At 59.7% G+C, this 14,907-nt stretch carries 7 protein-coding genes; 4 read left to right on the forward strand and 3 right to left on the reverse strand.

Going from position 1 to position 14,907, the window contains the following annotated elements; genetic code table 11:
- Nucleotides 1-39 precede the first annotated feature (39 nt).
- Nucleotides 40-1,389, forward strand: coding sequence for a UDP-N-acetyl-alpha-D-muramoyl-L-alanyl-L-glutamate epimerase (murL, locus tag L0U79_RS07195; RefSeq protein WP_233841194.1), 1,350 nt, complete (start codon nucleotides 40-42; stop codon nucleotides 1,387-1,389).
- Nucleotide 1,390: 1 nt separating this feature from the next.
- The gene (gene murD / locus L0U79_RS07200; RefSeq protein WP_233841195.1) at nucleotides 1,391-2,749 is read left to right on the forward strand and encodes a UDP-N-acetylmuramoyl-L-alanine--D-glutamate ligase; all 1,359 of its coding nucleotides are present in this window, start codon (nucleotides 1,391-1,393) and stop codon (nucleotides 2,747-2,749) included.
- Nucleotides 2,750-2,843: 94 nt separating this feature from the next.
- Here murD and L0U79_RS07205 read toward each other — a convergent pair whose 3' ends face one another.
- Together L0U79_RS07205 and L0U79_RS07210 are read right to left on the reverse strand one after the other, a co-directional pair.
- Nucleotides 2,844-4,919, reverse strand: coding sequence for a M13 family metallopeptidase (locus L0U79_RS07205; RefSeq protein ID WP_233841196.1), 2,076 nt, complete (start codon nucleotides 4,917-4,919; stop codon nucleotides 2,844-2,846).
- 259 nt (nucleotides 4,920-5,178) lie between these two features.
- Entirely contained in the window at nucleotides 5,179-8,526 is a 3,348-nt protein-coding gene (locus L0U79_RS07210; RefSeq protein ID WP_233841197.1) for a GH92 family glycosyl hydrolase, read from the reverse strand.
- 326 nt (nucleotides 8,527-8,852) lie between these two features.
- Here L0U79_RS07210 and L0U79_RS07215 point away from each other — a divergent pair, with 326 nt between their 5' ends.
- Nucleotides 8,853-10,319: a DHA2 family efflux MFS transporter permease subunit gene (locus L0U79_RS07215; RefSeq protein ID WP_233841198.1), complete on the forward strand. Its 1,467-nt coding sequence runs from the start codon at nucleotides 8,853-8,855 to the stop codon at nucleotides 10,317-10,319.
- A gap of 19 nt (nucleotides 10,320-10,338) precedes the next feature.
- On the forward strand, nucleotides 10,339-11,112 hold the full coding sequence (locus L0U79_RS07220) for a thioredoxin family protein (protein ID WP_233841199.1): 774 nt from the start codon (nucleotides 10,339-10,341) through the stop codon (nucleotides 11,110-11,112).
- Between the two features lie 18 nt (nucleotides 11,113-11,130).
- Here L0U79_RS07220 and L0U79_RS07225 read toward each other — a convergent pair whose 3' ends face one another.
- Complete coding sequence (locus L0U79_RS07225) at nucleotides 11,131-14,907, reverse strand: translocation/assembly module TamB domain-containing protein (protein ID WP_233841200.1); 3,777 nt, start codon at nucleotides 14,905-14,907, stop codon at nucleotides 11,131-11,133.

Consider the following 14,907-nt stretch of genomic DNA (forward strand, 5'->3'; position numbering starts at 1 on the left):
GGGGAGGGGGAGTAGAGCACCGCATACCGGAGTGTTTGAGTGACCCAACCGATCCAACCTCGCCTGACCCAGGTCTTCCGCTTCGTACGCCGCAGTTACGCCAACGGCGTGGCGGAGCTGGTGTATGCCTTCGACCAGGGCGAAGAGTTGATCGAGCGCGTGCGTTTTCCTGCCGCGCCGGACGTGACGCCTGCACACAAACAAGCATTTGACGCCGCGCTCGCGCTGCTGCATTACATCGCGGGCGTCAGTTATTACAAAGCAGGCGTTCCACCGAAGATCGAGGTGACCGACGGTCCGCTCGACGACGCCACGGCAGACCTGCTCGATGCGTTGTATCTGCATGGCTTGGCGGAATTCGCCTATCGCAACGGCTTGGATTTGCGCGGGCGCATTGCGTTCCCGCGATCCGGCGAACCGTCCGGCAAAATCGAAGCGCCGACATTGCATCTTCCGCAACGCACGTTGGTGCCGATCGGCGGCGGCAAAGATTCTCTCGTCGCCGTGGAAGCTATCAAGCAGATCGGTGGCGAAGCGACGGCAGTGTGGGTCGGCAACTCGCCGCTTATCGCAGCGTGTGCGGAGCGCACCGGACTGCCCACGCTGAATATTCAACGCGAACTCGCGCCTGGCTTGTTCGAATTGAATCGACTCGGCGCTTGGAATGGCCATATTCCCGTCACGGCGGTGAATTCGGCGATTCTGGCTGTCGCGGCCGTTCTTTATGGCTACGACAGCATTGCGTTCGCAAACGAACGCTCCGCGTCGGCTGCAACGCTGGAATACGAAGGGCAACAGGTCAATCATCAGTGGAGCAAGGGCTACGCGTTCGAACGCCTGCTCAACGATTGGCTGCATACGCACGTCGCGGCGGACCTCGATTATTTTTCGCTGCTGCGTCCGTATTCCGAATTGGCGATCACGCGCGCGTTCTCGAAACTCACGCCGTATTTTGACGTGTTCTCCAGCTGCAACCGCAACTTCAAAATTCTGGGGCCGAAGCCGGCTGATCGTTGGTGCGGTCAGTGCCCGAAGTGTCACTTTGTGTTTCTCGCGTTGGCTCCGTTTCTACCGAAGCCTCGTCTGCTCGCTATCTTCGGTCGCAATTTGCTGGATGACGAATCGCAAGCGGCCGGTTTCGACGCATTGCTCGAATATCGCGATCACAAACCATTCGAATGCGTGGGCGAGGGCGCCGAAGCGCGCGCGGCGATGTATGTGCTGAGCCAACGGCCGGAGTGGCAGGAAGACGCGCTGGTGGCGCGCTTCCGCAGTGAAATTCTGCCGCAGCTCGATGTTGCCGAATTGGCGCTGGAGCCTTGGCTGCAACCTGCCGGCGAACATCGCGTGCCGACGCGCTTGCAAGCCGCACTGGCGGCGATCGGCTGATATGCGCATTGCCGAGCTTGCCGGAAAGCGCATCGCCATTTGGGGTTTCGGTCGCGAGGGGCGCGCCGCGATTCGCGCATTGCGCCAACGTCTTCCCGATGCTTCGCTGGCGTTGTATTGCAGTGAAGCGGAAGGCGCCGACGCGCGAGCGTTCGATACTGCACTGCGCGTCTACACGAACGACCCTGATGCGGTGGCGCTAAGCGCCTACGATGTGGTGGTGAAATCGCCGGGCATTTCAGCCTACAAGCCGGCGATTCTCACGGCGCAAGCACAAGGCACGCGCTTTACGTCCGGAACCGCGCTGTGGTTTGCGGAAAATCCGCAAGCGCGGGTGATTGCTGTCACTGGCACGAAGGGCAAAAGCACAACGACGGCATTGATCGCGCATTTGGCGCGCGCGCTGGGTGTTCGCACCGCGCTGGCTGGCAATATCGGCATGCCCTTGTTGGAGCTGCTCGATCAACAAGCCGATGTGTGGGCCATCGAACTATCCAGTTTCCAGACCGGCGAAGCCGGTGCGTTGGAATTGGGTGTCGTCACCAGCTTGTACGAAGAACATCTCGATTGGCATGGTTCGCGCGAACGCTACGTCGCCGACAAGCTTAAATTGGCCGATGCCGCGCGGCAGTTGTTGGTTAATGCCGAACAAGCGCCGTTGCTGGAGAAGACGGTGGCGCATCCGAATCGCAAGCTGTTCGGTAACGCCGAAGGATGGCATGTCGCCGAAGGATTTATTCGGCGTGGCGACGCATCGGTGATCGCGCTGGAGCAACTTTCCGTTCCAGGTCTGCATAACGCACTGAACGCCTGCGCAGCCTTCGCGGCATTGGAAATTACGGGTTTCGACGCGGTTGCTGCAGCACCCGCGCTTTCCAATTTCCAGGCGTTGCCGCATCGCTTGCAACCCTTGGGCGAGCGCGATGGGTTGGTGTGGATCAACGATTCGATCAGCACAACGCCGCTTGCAACCCTCGCCGCACTCGACAGCCTGCACGGTCGCGAAGTGACAGTGATCGTCGGCGGGCATGATCGCGGCCTGGATTGGTCTCCGTTCGTGCAAGCCGTTGCAACGCGCTCAGCGCTACGTATCGTGACGCAAGGCGCGAACGGTCCTCGCATTGCTGCGGCGCTGCGCTCCGCCAAATCGGAAATACCCCTGGGCGATGTCGACAAACTAGGTGACGCCGTCGAGATGGCGCAAGTCATCACGCCTGCGGGAGGCGTTGTGCTGCTTTCGCCCGGTGCGCCAAGCTTCGATCAATTCCACGATTACGTCGACCGTGGCAAGCGTTTTGCCGAACTTGCCGGCTTTGATGGACATGCGATGGCGGGCATCGGTGGACTCGGCGTCGACTGAGTCGTTCTGGACCGCGTCGCTTAGCGGCGCGTTGCAACGCAAATAAAAAGCCTCACCTGTAATGATGAGGCTTTTTTTACGAGGCAGAAAGCGATTACCAGATCTTCACGCGCTGATCCGGACTCAAGTACAGCTTTTCGCCCTGCTTCACATCAAACGCGTCATACCAACCGTCGATATTGCGCACGGTCTGCGCGCGGAATTCCGCCGGAGCATGCACATCGGTCGCGAGGCGCTGGCGTTGCGCGGCGTCGCGAATCTTGGAGCGCCAGGCTTGACCGAAGGCAAGGAAGAAGCGCTGATCGCCGGTCAATCCGTCGATCACGGGCGCAGGCTTGCCGCCCAGCGATTTGTGATACGCGGCGTAGGCGGCGGTGAGGCCGGAAACGTCGGCGATGTTTTCACCCAGCGTCTGCTGGCCGTTGACGTGCAGACCCGGCAGTGCTTCGTATTGATCGTATTGCTTCACCAGCTTCTGCGTAGCTTCTTCGAAGTGCGCGGCGTCCGCCGGCGTCCACCAGTTTTCCATCTTGCCCTGCGCGTCGAAATCGGCGCCGGTGTTGTCGAAGCTGTGGCTGATTTCGTGGCCGATCACTGCGCCGATAGCGCCGTAATTGGCAGCGGCGTCGGCCTTCGGATCGAAGAACGGCGGTTGCAGAATCGCGGCGGGGAAGTTGAGCGCATTCTGCAGCGGCAGATTCACGGCGTTGACCGTCTGCGGCGTCATCCACCATTCGGCGCGATCGACGGGCTGACTGAGTTTAGCGAGCTGATGGTGATATTCCAGTTCATCGGCGCGCTTATGGTTGCCGATGGGATCGGTCGCGCTGATATCCAGCTTGCTGTAATCGCGCCAGCTATCTGCGTAACCCACGCCAACGCGCAAGGTGGCGATCTTTTCTTTCGCTTTGGCGCGCGTCGCAGGCGTCATCCACGCCAGCGTGTCGAGGCGCTCGTCGAACGCAGCGACGATGTTCTTCACCATGTCTTCCGCTTTGGCCTTCGCCGATGCGGGGAAGTAGTGCTTCACATAAAGTTGGCCGACGGCATCGCCCAGATCGGTGTTAGTGGCGCTGACGCCGCGCTTCCAGCGATCTTGTTGCTTGGGCGTGCCTTGCAGCGTGGTGCCGTAGAAATCGAAGTGCAGATCGGCGTAGGCCTTGGGCAACAGCGGCGCTGCATCGTCCAGCGCGTGATAGCGCAGCAGCTGCTTCCAGGTTTCAAGCGGTTCGCTGCCAACCAGTGCGGCAATACCGGTGGTGGCGGAAGGCTGCCATACGTCGATTTGTTTCTGACCATCCAGGCCGGCGGCTTTGAAGTAGGCGTCCCAGTTCAGGCCCGGCGCCTTCTTCGAAAAATCGTTCATCGACCAGACGTTGTTGGCTTTGTGCACGTCCTGGCTATCCACCAGCGTTTCTTGTGCCTGTGCGATTTTAGTTTCCAACGCAATCACGGCTTTCGCTTGCGCGTCGGCATCGGCGGCGCCCGAGAGCTTCAGCAGCGACGTCACGTACGTCTGATATTTGGCGCGCGTGGCGACCATGTCCTTGTCTTGCGACAAGTAGTAGTCGCGGCTCGGCATCGCGATACCGCCCTGCAACAGGTACGCCATATTGTGCGAGGGATCTTCCAAACCTTGCGTTACGAACAGACCAAATAGATTTTCGGTGTGGAAGTTCGTCGCATTCACCGGATCGACATCGGCGCGCAATTCGCTGCCGAGTACGCCGGCAAGATCGTCGCGCGTCTTGATCGCGTCGATATGATCGAACGCGGATTTCAGCGGCGTAACGCCGAGCTTTTCGATGTTCGCCTCGTTCATGTAGGCCGCGTAGTAGTCGGCGATCTTGCGGTCGTTAGTGCCGGCCGCGGGATGGCTTTGCGCGACGTTGCGGATCAGTTGCGAGGTTTGCTTTTCCGCCAGCTGATATACCTGCAAGAAGGTGCCGGTGCTGGAGCGATCCGCCGGAATCTGTGTGTTCTTCACCCACGTGCCGTTGGCGTATCCGAAGAAATCGTCGCCGGGCTTAATGGCGTGATCCACGCCTTTCAGATCGATGCCGATATCCGCATGGCCGGTTTTAGCGGGCGCCGCGTTTTCCGGCGATGCCGCCATGGCCGCGGCGCTGCTGAGCATCGCGGCGGTAAGAATCCACTTCAATCGCTGCATGGCGATCACCTTGGGTGAGGAACGAGTTCCTCACCTTAGCCCGCTGGGTCGGGCTTTGTGAGTATGACTTTTGGGCTAGGCGTCGGCTTTTTCCCTCTCCCCTCTGGGGAGAGGGTCGGGTGAGGGGACAAGGCTTGCGGGGACGTGTAGAGGTACATTCAAGCTGCTTATTTGGTGCTTTACACACCAATAAGGAGTAAGGCGAGGCTGACCCCTCACCCCAACCCTCTCCCCGGAGGGGAGAGGGAGCAACGTCGCGTCAATGCCCAAGCAAGGCTATTTCGGACAAAGCTTCGAGTGCTTGGCTTTCGAACCGAATCCGATAATACGCATGAGACCCAGGCTGACGAATGACAAACGCACGCGTCTGCAGCGCCCACGGGAAGCGTTCGCTTTGCCGGATATCCAGCGCAATCCAATGCTTTCCATCGTCGGACGCTTCCAGCGCCCACGTTGATGGAGCAGGCGCTTGCTTGGCGGAGGTGAGCGTGTACATCGCCACCACGTGCGGTTGCGGGAAATGCCAGCTCACCGTGGACGAAGGTGCAGGCAGCTGCGTTTCGGTATCGCTGGTGTGATCGAACAGCGCATCGAGATTCTGGATCGCCGGTTCGCTGCTTGATTCGCTTTGTCCAGGACCGAGCAGATCGTGCATCGGCGCGGGCTTGCCGGCGTTCGTCAGCGACGGCGGCAGCGCTTGTGCGTCGCTACCCCACGTCGAAGGCTTGGGGCCCATCGTGAAGTCGAGCGTTGCGCCTTGCGCAAGCAGTGCATGCGGTAGCGTCAGTTTGTTCCAGGGCTGACCATTTACGAGCAAACTTTGCACGTAGCGATTGGTATCGCTGACGCCTGATGCGTTGATGACGATGTGCTTGCCGTTTTCCAGCGCGATATCCATATGCGGGAAATACGGCGCGCCGATCACGTATTCCGGCGTGCCCATACGCAGCGGATAGAAGCCGGCCGCGCTGAACAACCACCATCCGGACATTTCGCCGTTGTCTTCATCGCCAACGTAGCCCTGGCCGATTTCGCTCCCGAGATACAAGCGCGACAGCACATCGCGGACTTTGTCCTGTGTTTTCCACGGCTCGCCGGTGTAGTCGTACATGTAAATGATGTGATGCGAAGGCTGATTGCTGTGGCCGTATTGGCCCATGCGCACCGCTTGCGCTTCGAGCATTTCGTGGATCGGTTCGCCGTAGCCGCCGACGTGATAAATGCCCGACGCTGCAAAGAACGCATCGAGCTTCGCCGCAAGCGCCTTGCGGCCGCCGTAGAGCGCGGCAAGACCCGCGCCATCCTGCGGCGCATGGAAAGCCATGTTCCAGCCGTCCGTTTCGGTGTAGTCATCGCCCCAGCGATAGGGGTCGAAGTTCTGTTTCGTATAGCGCCAGTTGCCTTGCGCATCGCGACCGACGAAGAAGCCGATATCGGGATTGAACAGGTTTGCGTAGTCCAAGGCGCGATCGTGGAAATAGTCGGCGTCTTCCGCGTAGTGCGCGCGATACGAATCTCGCGCGTCGCTTTCCGTAGCCAGTGCGCTGGCCAAGTTGCCGATGGCGAAGTCCGCGATATAGCCGTCCATCGACCAGGAGAATCCTTCCTTGATATCGAAATCGGTGTAACCGTTGAAGATGGAGCGTTGCAGACCTTTGCGCCCGGTGCCGCGATTAGGGCTCACCACGGTGGCGTCTTTCAAGGCCGCTTGATAGAAGGAGCGCACATCGAAGTTGTGCACGCCTTTCAACCACGCATCCGAAAACGCGACATCGGCGCTGGTGCCGACCATCAAATCGGCGTAGCCCGGCGACGACCAGCGCGCGATCCATCCACTGTCGCGATATTCCTGTACAAAGCCGTCGATCATCGTGCCGGCCTGTTGCGGCATCATCAAAACGTACGCAGGCCAGGATGTGCGATACGTATCCCAGAAGCCGTTATTGACGAATATTTTGCCATCGACAATGCGCGCGCCGGTTTGCGTGGGCGTGTTTTCGCCGACGGCAGGCGAGAACGGGCTGGCATAACGATAAACGGGCTGGCTTGCCGTGCCCGTGTTTTCGTACGCCGAGTTCGGATACATGAAAAGGCGATAGAGATTGGAATACAGCGTGACGAGCTCGCCATGGCTGGCGCCTTGTACGTTCACGATGCCGAGTTGTTTGTCCCACGTGCGTTGGGCGCGCTCGCGCACGTCGTCGAAAATTTCTTGAGGCGCGATTTCGAGCGCAAGGTTGTGCTTGGCTTGTTCGAGGCTAATCAGTGACGTCGCGATGCGCACGTTCACCGTTTTGTTTTTCGCGGTATCAAATCCCAACCACGCCGTGACGTGATCTCGGTTTTCTCCGGTCAGACGTCCGCTACCTTGGACGGAATGGTCGACGGTGGCATAGAAGAACAGGCGCGTCGCGCCGGTGGAAAGCCGGCTTTTGACATCGGAATAGCCGCTAAAACTGCGATGCGCCGCGTCGAGCGTGATGCCACCTTGATCGGTGCGGTTGTCGAAAACCAGCTGTCCGCGACTGCCAGGAAAGGTGAAGCGAAGCATCGCAGCGTGATCGGTCGGCGTCATCTCGGCGGCGATGCCGTTGTCGAACGTAACCTTGTAATAGTGCGCATGCGCGATTTCGTGATCGTGACTGAAGCTCAACGCACGTTTCGCACGATTACCCGAGGGTGCGCCGCTGGCGACGGCCGCAGGCATGATCTGAAACGTTTGGCGATCGCCCATCCACGGGCTGGGTTCGTGCGACAGCGAGAACGCTTCGATGCGCGGTCGATTCCTGGCATCGTTGCGTTGCTGGTACTGATACATCCAATCCGAACTGGCGTCCGTCACCGGCACCCAAAAGTTGAAGCCGTGTGGCAACGTAACCGCCGGGATGTTGTTACCGCGCGAGAACGCGTCGCTGGAGTTCGTTCCGCGCAACGTGTAGACGTAGTCGCTGGGGTGTTCGTTCGCGAGGGGTGTCGATGCGGGGCCAATCCGCAGATCGTCGAGAAACCCCTCGAAGTCACCGGCCGGGCCTTCGTGCGAGAGCTCGATGCGACGAATATGTCGCCCTGCAGCCACATTGCCCACGTCGATCGTCAGCTTGTTCCACTGGTTGACGTAGACCGTCCGACTTTTGCCGAGCGCATGCGCGTTGGCGGGAATACGGTGTTGGTCTTGCGCGTTTGTTTGAGACAGGCGCGTGCCGTCGTCGAACACCAGATCGATGGCAACATAGGTGGCGGGGTCGGCAAGGTCGTTTTTCGTGATGCACGGAAACAACACATAGGAAAGCTGTGTGTTCGCCTGCACTGGAACATCCACGTCGAAGATCGCAGTTTCCTGCTTGCCGCCGTCGTGACCGCGGTAATGCAAGGAGTGCAAACCCGTGAAGCCGACGCCGGGCTTGGCGCTGTAAGCGTTGTCCGCTGATGGGCCGCTACCGGTGTCGACGCTGAAAATGGCTGCGGAGCTTGCCCGCGGTGCGGGTTCCCCGGGCTCGAAGGACGTATAGAACGTATCGTCCTGATGTGCGCTCGCGATGGTGGCGCCGAAAGCGAGCGCGAGAAGGAGGAGCTTTCGCTGCGAGGAACGTGCGATGAGGCCGGGCATCTGTCACCCCTGTGGGAGTTGTGCGAGCGCTGATGGGGAGCGCATATCGACTGGGATTTGATCGATCTAAATGAAGTGTGTCAAACCGCAGCGCAGCATGTCGACCCCCGTAAATCCCACCCGTCGCCCCGGCAAAAGCCGGGGCCCAGCGACTTGCGGATGATCAACGCCACTAGGCCCCGGCTTGACCAGCTTTGCTGTTGTAAGGCTCCTCGCCCCGGCGACGATCGTTGTGCGCAAAGGCCCGCGACGAATGTCGATTTGCACGCCACTCGTTCGACGTACTAAGAGAGTAGATTCTTACGATCATTTCCTCAGGACGGCTTATGACTCTGTCGCATTCCGAACGCCCCGCTCACGTTTCCATGCATCCGGATCGCCGATGGCTTGCGCTGGTGGTGCTGTGCCTGGGTGTGCTGATGATCGTGCTGGACACCACGATCGTGAATGTCGCGCTGCCGTCCATCAAGACCGACCTGAAATTCGGCGATACCGCGTTGGCCTGGGTAGTCAATGCGTACATGCTGACCTACGGCGGCTTTCTGTTGTTGGGTGGACGCCTGGGCGATCTGTATGGGCATCGCCGATTATTCTTGATCGGCATCGGCGTATTCACGCTGGCGTCGCTTGCCTGCGGACTGTCGACGACACAATTTGCTTTGGTCGTTGCGCGCAGTGTGCAAGGTCTCGGCGGTGCGGTGGTGACGGCGGTCGCGTTGTCGCTGATCATGGATTTATTTACCGAACCGCAAGATCGCGCCAAGGCGATGGGCGTGTACGGTTTTGTCTGCGCAGGTGGCGGGAGCTTGGGCGCGATGTTGGGTGGCGTGCTGACCAGTAGCCTGAGTTGGCACTGGGTGTTTTTGGTGAATCTGCCGATTGGTTTTGGCGTGGTGTTGGCGTCGTTGCGGTTGCTGCCCAATGCGCAGGGCACCGCGGCCTCGCGGCATCTGGATGTATGGGGCGCTGTCACCGTCACCGCGGCATTGATGTTGGCGGTGTATGCGATCGTCAACGGCAATCAAGTCGGCTGGCTAGCGCCGCGCACATTGACGCAATTGGCGATAGCCGCCGCGCTCCTGGCGACGTTTCTGTGGTTGGAAGCGCGCGTGCACGTGCCGTTGATGCCGTTGCGTCTGTTCCGTCTGCGCAATCTAGTGATCTCCAATATCGTCGGCGTGTTGTGGGCGGCGGCGATGTTCGCGTGGTTCTTTTTGTCCGCGTTGTATATGCAGCTTGTGCTCGGCTACGGGCCGATGGAAGTCGGGCTCGCATTTTTGCCGGCGAACTTGATCATGGCGATGTTTTCGCTGGGCATCTCCGCCAAGGTCGTGATGCGCTTTGGCATTCGCGGTCCACTTGCAGTAGGTCTCGGTTTCGCGGCCCTTGGATTGTTGCTGTTTGCGCATGCGTCTGTGGATGGTCACTTTGTGCGCGACATTCTTCCTGGCATGACCTTGCTCGGCATCGGCGCAGGCGTGGCGTTCAATCCCGTGTTATTGGCGGCGATGAGCGATGTAGGGCCATCGGAATCCGGTCTCGCTTCCGGTGTCGTCAACACCGCATTCATGATGGGCGGTTCGCTAGGTCTAGCGGTACTCGCCAGTCTCGCGTCTTGGCGCACGCAAGTGTTGACGGTCGCGGGCGCCGGCCAAAGCGTGGCGCTCACCGGTGGCTATCAATGGGCTTTTCTGGTCGGCGCATGTTTCGCAGCGTTAGGCGCGTTGCTGGGCGCGTTGTTTCTGCGTACCGCGCGGGCGCCGGCTGGCGAGCCGGCGGTGAGCGCGGACTAACCAAACGGAGCATGCAACGATGAAGCACGATGTCGTATCGCGGGAAGTGTGGCTGGAGGCTCGCCAAGCATTGATGGCGAAGGAAAGAGCGCATATGCGGGCCAACGATCAACTCAATGCGGAGCGTCGCGCACTGCCATGGGTCAAGGTGGAAAAGCACTACGAGTTCGAAGGCCCAGATGGAAAAGTAACGCTATCCGATCTCTTCGACGGACGAAGCCAGTTGTTCGTCAAGCACTACATGATGGGTCCGGGGCAGGAACATCATTGCGTGGGTTGCGCCTTCGAGGTCGATCATTTGCAAGGCACCCTGGTGCATTTGCAAAACCACGATGTATCTTACGTGGCGATCGCGCGCGCACCGATCGACGAGATCGAAGCCATGCGTCGGCGCATGGGCTGGCAGTTTCCGTTTGTTTCGTCCTATCGCAGCGATTTCAACTACGACTTCAACGTGTCGTTCACGCCGGAGCAGGTGGCGACGAAAACCGCGTTCTACAATTTCCGCGAAACCGATCCTGGCCTGGAAGATCTCTCAGGCGACAGCGTGTTTTACAAGGATGAGCACGGTGACATTTTTCACACGTACTCCGTGTTCGGACGCGGTTGCGAAATCTTTCTCGGCATCTATCCGTTTCTCGATGTGATGCCAAACGGAAGGGCGGAGCACGGCCCCCATCACAGCTTGGGCGATTGGGTGCGTCCTCACGATATGTACGGGCGTCAGGGAACGGTGGAGCCGACGGGGCGCTATCACCCGGAAGCGTGCGCGTGTTCGGCGCATAAGCGGTAACGTGCCGCGAGCGCTCGCCTATTTCTCGATGCGATAGTTGAGGCTTGCGCGATTGAAGTCGGTGGCGTTTTGGCCCTCGAAACTCCAGCGTCTGCTCAATCGATAACGCAAGGTGATGACCTGCCCCGGTTCGAACAGACCGACGCCGTAGCTTAAGTACAGTCGCGGCGAGAGGTATTTGCCGACGGTGAACGCGCTGCTGCCGTTCAAGGCGTCGCTGCTGGATACGCCGATATCGGAGATGCCGAGTTTGCTTCCGACGCTTTTGGCGAGCAGGTTGCCCGTGGCCGAGCCAAGCGCTTGCGCGGCGGCATTCACCTTGTTGGTGTCGCCACCGCTCACTTGTGACAAAGGCTTGCCGGTGACGAGGTAGGAAAGCGCGTCGGATTGATCCATCGTCGGGTTGGAGAACACGGTGAGCACCGGGCGTTTCGCGGTGCCGCTGATCTGCAATCCCACTTCTTGTCCTTGATCGATGGTTGCGTTGGGCGTCAGGCTGCGCACGGCTTTGATGCTGAGGCCGGGATTGTCGATCGGCGTGCTGGCGAACAGCAGCTGGCCTTGTTGAATCTGCAGATTCTGTCCGTACGCTTTGTACGTGCCGCTCACCGCAATTTGGCCTTGACCTGTGGTTTGACGACCAGGACGTTCGTCCACCGTGAGTACGCCGCTCAAATTGCCGTTGAGGCCCATGCCTGCGAGATGCGTGTGCTGACCAAGATCGACTTTGATCGATGCGTTGATCGGTGTCGGACCGCTGTTGGAGGCTGGCTGTGGCTGATCGACCACGACGATGTCGGACGATGCTTTGTTTACGCCGTTACCAGGCAGCTTGTCGAGATTGACGTTGGCCTTGTCCAGCACGACCGATCCAGTAGCTTGGATGCCTTGCGTGTCGCAGCGAACGAGCAGATCGGGCGAAATGACCACATTGGCGGCTGGAATATCGACGGCGGTAAACGCGCTGCCTTTCAGTGTGATGGCGGTGGGCGTCTGCGCGTTGAGTCCCGCCGTGCCGTCGATCGCCACCGCACCTTTTCCTGATGTCACTGTGCCGTTGATGCGTAACTGCTGCGCATCGACTGCGCTGACGACGATGCGGCCGTCGGTTAGTTTCAAGCCTGCATCGGGCACTTCCGCAGCGAATCCGTTAACGCTGGCTTGCCCGGTGATGGCAGGTTGAGGCACCGTGCCGCCGAGTCTGAAGTCGCCGTCGATACGGCCTTTGACGTTCGCGATGCTTTCCGTAAATAAGCTGACAAAGGCCAGGTTGTCCAAGTGCAGGCCGATCTGTCCCGTCAATGTCTGCTGGGGACCGGTGATGTTGACTTGGCCGTCCAAGCGACCCGAGCCGTTGATCGCGGCGTGCACCGTGGCTTGCTGATTGCCGGGCGCCAAGTTGGCATTCACCGCCAGCGCTTTGTACACGAGCAACGGCTGATCCGGTTGCTCGTTGTAAGTGACGCGACCTTGCGGCGAGGTAATGCTTGCGTTGCCCGAAAGCGCGCCCGCCACGCTGCGATGGAGTTTGCCGTTGCCTTCCAGCGTGCCTTCGACGGTAAACGGAATATCTTTGTTGCCGACTGCGTCGATAATCAAGGTCAGCGGTACCGCATGCAGACGATAGCCGGCGTCGAGATTACCGGCCTTGTCCATGGCGCCGTTGACGCAGAGCAGGGGATCACCTGCGGTCAAGCAAATGTCGCCGACGCTGGCGTTGCCGTTGTTCCAGCTCAAGCGCGAAGATTGCTGCTGACGCCAACGCGGTAAACCTTGCACGTCCAACACCAGCGACGACAGCACGCCGTTCCAGTTTTGTCCTTTCAGCGATCCGCTAAGCGCAAGCGATGCGGACAGCTGCGTGCCTTGCGCATCCAATGTGAGTTGATGCTGCGCCGACGTGCCGTGACCGTTCAATCGAAGTTGCCGGAATGTGAGACTACCGATCTCGGCGTTGCTCGCATCGAGTTCCAGCTTTCCGCCGATGGTGCTGATATCCGGCACGTCAGCTTGCAATTGCAGTTGCTGAATGCGTTGCGTTTGCCACGTCAGGGTTTGGCCTTGCAGCGTGCCGTTGACGGCGAGTTTGGGAATCTTGCCACGCACGCGGAATTGGCCGTCCAGATGACCGCCCGCTTGCGGCAGCCAATCGCCCAGCGAGGCGATCGCCAGGGTGACGTTCGCATCGTTGCTCTCGCCCGGTCGCGCTTGCAACTTGACGGTGCTGTTGCCGGAGGCGAGATCGAGCGTCCCGTCGACGACTTCGTTCGGCGATACATGCAAATGTCCGTTGCCGCGAAGATGGCGTTGGCGAAGTTGTCCTTCCAGCTTGCGCAAGTCCAGCGTGATGTCGGGGCTGTTTTTGGCGAGCTTTCCTTGCGTGCTGAAGTCGGCGTCCAGCGAGCCTTGCCAGCCGGCCAGCAATTGCCCGGGATCGAATTTGCTGGCCTTGGCTTGAAGCTGCCACGCGAGCTCCGGTTGCAGGGTCAGCGTGCCGTTCGTCGTGAAGTTGCCTTGCGGTTGCAGCAGGCTCAGCGTGTGCAGCGCAACTTGCTGTGGCGTGCCATCCAGATTCAACGCCAGCTTCGCCGGTTTGCCCGGCGGCCCGACGGTGACATCGCCCTCGGCGTGATACGCGTTTGCGCTGCCTTTCACGGCGAGGCGGCCTTGGCTGTCGAGCACTTGTCCAACCAGATCGGCAGGCAGTTCGAGGTTTTTCCAATCAAGCGTGAGGTCGGCGCTAACCGGATGCGCATCCAGTTGCACTGTGCCCGACGCATTGACGAGCCCTTTGATCTGCGGCGAAGCAAGCTGAAGCTGCTGCAGCGTAAGCGTCTTGAAATCCTTGTCGAAGCTCGCCTGCAAAGGCTGCAGCATCACGCGATACGCATTGAGATCGAGTTGCCCGTTCAACGTTCCGCTCTGCTTGTCGCCACTCCCTTGCAGATTCACGCCAAGGCGTGTGAGCGAGCTATTGCCCAGCAGCGGTTTCGGGTCGAACGCGGGCACGTCGAGCTTGGCCTTCCACGCATTGTTTTTGCGCTGGCTCATATCGAGTTGAAGCTGCGCAGCCATCGGTTGCGTCAATGCGACTTGCAGCTGCGCATTGCGACCGTCGCCTTGTGCGGTCAGTTCGCCGGCATAGTCGGTGTCATTGATTTTCCACGCTATCTGCGCATGACCTTTGCCGCGATAGCGACGGCCAATGCCGAGTTGTCCATCCAGGTCGATATGGCCGTCAGGCGCACGCAACATCAGTTTTTCGATATCGAGGCCGTCGTTGGTCCAGCGACCGGAAAGGTCGAGCTGATTGGACGCGAACAGTGGCTTGCCTTGTTGCGAAAGTGCGACGGGGCCGACGTGCACGCGATCCAGTACCAGCTCGATCGGCGGCTTCAACGTAAAGCCGCTTGACGATGACGATGCTTGCGGTGCCGGTAGCGAGGCATTCACGCGTTCGGCGCTCAGCGCGATAACGTGCAAACGTTTGTAGAGCAGGGCTGCGACATTCCATTCCAAATGGACGCCTGTGATAACGACATCGGTCCCTTCGCCATCGTTGTACCGAAGTTGCGCGATATCGATGGGTCCGATGATTCGCCCTTCCGCTTGCTGCACTTGGATGGCGCCGTTCGTAAGACGTTCCAGCTCAGTCAGCGCAAAACGCAGCCCCGATCCCGTGGCGATCAACCAGCCGACGCTACTCGCGATCGCGACAATAAACGCGATCACGACAATGCCGACGATGCGTAACCATCGGCGGCGAGGGCGGGGCGAGGGCGGTGTCGTAGTCAT

Source organism: Dyella sp. 2HG41-7 (genome assembly GCF_021390675.1).
GTDB lineage: Bacteria > Pseudomonadota > Gammaproteobacteria > Xanthomonadales > Rhodanobacteraceae > Dyella_B.